Genomic DNA, 3,403 nt, shown 5'->3' with positions numbered 1-3,403 from the left:
GCATTATCCGGCTAATAGCCCGGGATGCCGGGGATTAGCCGGTTAAGGATTAGTTGTTTCGGGAGGTCAGTTTCCGGAGTTGTTTTTCGTGGCGCCGCACGCTGGTGGCGAGGGTGTCGAGTGCGGCGCGGAGAGTGGCGATCTCGTCGGTGAGGGCGGTGAGGGTGCCGCTGGTGGCGGCCCGGTGACGGTTCTCCTCGATGACACTCCGGAGCATGGCGTCCCGGTAGAGAGTGGTGCGGCCCAGGCCCGTATGGGCGGCAACGGCGGTGAATGTCACTGCCTGTCCGTTCCGGAGGAGCTCGGCGCAGGCGCGCTCGACGCTGTTGAGGGTGCTCATGTTCGTCATCCTGCAGTGGCCTCGTTGATCAGTCTGTCGAGTCGTGTGATGAGCTGTTTGTGGCGGTCGGCTTCGGTGATCCAGCCCCGTTGTTCGGCATCGCGGGCGAGTGCGTCTGCATCAACGCGTTGGGCGGCAAGGATCGGCAGGGAGCTGGGCTCGGCGTGGAAGCTGGGGCAGTGCTCACAGATATTTGCATAGGCGCAGGCGCCCTGGGCCGGTGCCCGCAGGCAGAACCCTCCGGCCATGCGGGACTTCAGCAGCGGGGTGTCCTTCCAGTCTTTTCCGCCGGTGATGTCTCTCAGCGGCAGGCTGGTCCTGCCGGTCGCGGGTGTAAGTGCCTGTTGTTTGGCCAGATCAAGGGCCCGTTCGTACTCTGTGCGCACGGTGGCGTCGAACAGCCGTCCGTAGCGCAGGCTCATCTCGGCGGACATATGGCCGAGCAGCGCCATCAGGGCCTGCAGCGAGACACCGGCATTGACCAATGCGGTGGCGTAGGTATGCCGTAGCTGGTGCGGGGTGATGTGTTCGAACCCGGCGAGACCGGCGGCGCGATCGAGTTCGGCGCGGACCGCTTGTTGCCCGAGCCGCCGCCCATGGTGGGTGAAAAGGAACTGGGCCGGGCGTCGGTAACGCGGGTGCGGCAGCGGCCGCCCGTGCGATCTGGTGTGGGTTATGTGGTCGATCAACTCCAGGATCTCTTCATCGAGGGGGACCATCCGCTCGGTGTCCAGCTTGCCGAGGGGGACCTTCAGCCAGCTGCCGTGGCCGGGGACTTCGTGGACGCAATCCAGTTCAAGATCGAGCAGTTCCCCGATACGCAGCCCGCAGGAACGTTGCAGCCGCAGGGCTGCAGCGGCAAGTTCATTTCCCGCAGACCCGGTGAGGACCTGGGTGAGGCGCCTGTCGATATCTACGGGCAGGTAACGGGGCAATATTTGCGGGAGCTTGGGAATGTCGTCACGGAACAGCAGCTTGCGCGGCGGCGCTTCGGGCCAGTCCCACTCGGTGATGTCGGTCAGGAACCCCATCAGCGCGAGCACCCGCCGCGACCGGTCAGCGACGGTGATTGTCTCACCATTTTTGGCGTTGACGGCATCGACCATGCTGGTCAGGTAAGGCTCGATGTGCTTGCGTCGATCGAGGGCAGCGACGGAGTCAAGATCCGGGTCGATGCCGGCCAGGAACTCACCGAAGTGCTTGAGCCGGGTCGCGATCGTTGACACGGTCTTCGGCCGGCAGGTCGCGCGCTTGCGGTCCAGGTAGGCGATCATCGCCGTCCGGATCGGCGGACGCACCTGGGCCAGCCGCTCGGCGAACGGGACCGGGCCGCCAGCGCGGGGAAGTTCATCAACAACGCCGAGGTGGAACAGCACCCGCTGGGCGTTGCTTACCGCCGCCAGGTAGTGGCTGTGGCCCTTGCCGGTGCGCTTCTGCCTGTCCCGGCAGGCCGCGGTGAACTCGGCCAGATCGGCCAGGGTGAGCTGTTCCAGGCGCCGTCCGGTTTGGATGAGGAGCCTTACCGGCACCTGGGAGCCGGTGGCGAACCGGACCCGTTCGGTGAATCCCAGGTCGGCGGCTGCGGTCATGAACCGGTCAAGGTCCGCTGCCAGAGGGGAGTCTTGGACCTCGCGCCAGATGCTGGAGAGCTTGCGTTCAAGCAGGTAGTCATAACCAGGCCGCAGGCCTTGGTGCAGCATCAGGAACGTGATGATCGGCCGGGTCGCTGACCCGGCCGACAAGCGAACCTGCAGCGGCTCGGCCGCCCATTGCCGGGGGTCCGGCCACCGCTTGAAGAACGTCCGGGCCGCTGTTGAGTATGCGGTGTTTCCCCGACCTGTCCGACTCAGATAGTCGAGGTAAGCGGCGTGCGGGTCACTGCTGGGAACGGATGCGATCGCGAGCGGCATCGAACTCTGCTTTCACGTGGGCCGGAGCCAGATGGATGTAGCGGGCCGTGGTGTCGACGTGGGCATGCCCGAGCAAGGCCTGCATCACCGCCAGATCGACGCCCGCCTCGGCCAGCGCGGTCCCGAACGTGTGCCGTAAAGCGTGCGGGTGACCGCCAACGATTCCAGTCACGCCGCGGTGGTAGCGGAAGACCGTGCGCAGCCCGGCCGCGGTCAACGGCTGGCCACGGTTCGGCCCCTTGGCCACGAGAAACAGGCGTGTGCTGCCGGATTCGGGCCGCTCGGCCAGCAGATACACCTGGATGACGGAAGCAACGTCCGCGTCAAGCGGCACCCGCCTCTCCCGCTGTCCCTTGCCGAGCACCTGCAGCCACCGGCCGCCGATATCGACGTCCGCGACGTCCAGGGCCAGCACCTCGGCCGAACGCAACCCGCAATAGAGCATCAAGCCCGCGATCGCCCGGTCACGCCAAGTGTGAAAACTGGCCAGTAACTCGGCCGCGTCAGGCTGGGACAACGCCTTGGGCAGCCGGCGGGGTTCGCGCAGCCGAAGCGAGGAACGGTTCTTTGGCCGCCGGACCGTATGCGCCAGCATCCCACTCCGCTCACCGGATGCGACCCAACGCGCTTCCCGGCCCTTGGGGACCGGGTTCTTCATCTCCGGGTCACGCATCGCGGCGAAGGCGAACAAACCTGAGATCGCGGCCAGCCGACGGTTGATCGTCGTCGCGGCGTACTGATCCAACCGGCGCCCCGACAGCCTGATCACATTCGGTCCCGCCCTGCCCGGGACCTGGGCATCGCGGCAGGCACGCAGGAACCGAAGCAGCACCTCCGTGCTCACCTCGGCCAGCGGATGCCCGGCGAGCAGAAGCCACCGGCAGAACGCCAGCAGGTCATACCCGTAGGAACGCACCGTCTTGGGCGAGTAGTTCCTGTCCGTCAGATACGCAAGGTACTCATCCACGAGCTTGAACTGGGGCGCATCCTGACCGGCCAACGCCCAGCTACCGTCACGCTCCTCAAGCCAAAGACCGAAATCGCTGTTCATGAAGAACAGGTGTACCAGCAGTGATCCAGCTCACAAGGAAAGTCCCATGGCATGGCGTGTCGCCGACCTGCAGAAACGACCGCATTAGCCGGTTAAGAGGGA

General features: G+C 65.7%; 3 protein-coding genes. All 3 read right to left on the bottom strand.

Features of this window, described 5'->3' with window-relative positions; genetic code table 11:
* Positions 1-49: 49 nt before the first annotated feature.
* Genes AC3WJU_RS22275 through AC3WJU_RS22265 form a run of 3 tightly spaced genes read right to left on the bottom strand, consistent with a single transcriptional unit; the run spans position 50 to position 3,301 of the window.
* Positions 50-340, bottom strand: coding sequence for a DUF6262 family protein (locus AC3WJU_RS22275; protein WP_492260898.1), 291 nt, complete (start codon positions 338-340; stop codon positions 50-52).
* Between the two features lie 5 nt (positions 341-345).
* Positions 346-2,250 (bottom strand): tyrosine-type recombinase/integrase, encoded by a 1,905-nt coding sequence (locus AC3WJU_RS22270; protein WP_492260897.1) that lies wholly within the window; start codon positions 2,248-2,250, stop codon positions 346-348.
* Positions 2,216-3,301 carry a tyrosine-type recombinase/integrase gene (locus AC3WJU_RS22265; protein WP_492260896.1) on the bottom strand — a complete coding sequence of 362 codons (1,086 nt, stop codon included), beginning with the start codon at positions 3,299-3,301 and terminating at the stop codon, positions 2,216-2,218. The genes AC3WJU_RS22270 and AC3WJU_RS22265 overlap by 35 nt, the downstream gene beginning before the upstream one ends.
* Positions 3,302-3,403: the final 102 nt, after the last annotated feature.

Source organism: Arthrobacter sp. FW306-1B-F12A, assembly GCF_058781865.1.
This window is presented reverse-complemented; position numbering and strand designations above follow the sequence as displayed.

What these genes read in the sequence shown, in the direction of transcription:
- AC3WJU_RS22275 (WP_492260898.1), bottom strand. Translation starts at nt 340, where the DNA reads ATGAGCACCCTCAACAGCGTCGAGCGCGCCTGCGCCGAGCTCCTCCGG.
- AC3WJU_RS22270 (WP_492260897.1), bottom strand. Translation starts at nt 2,250, where the DNA reads ATGCCGCTCGCGATCGCATCCGTTCCCAGCAGTGACCCGCACGCCGCT.
- AC3WJU_RS22265 (WP_492260896.1), bottom strand. Translation starts at nt 3,301, where the DNA reads ATGAACAGCGATTTCGGTCTTTGGCTTGAGGAGCGTGACGGTAGCTGG.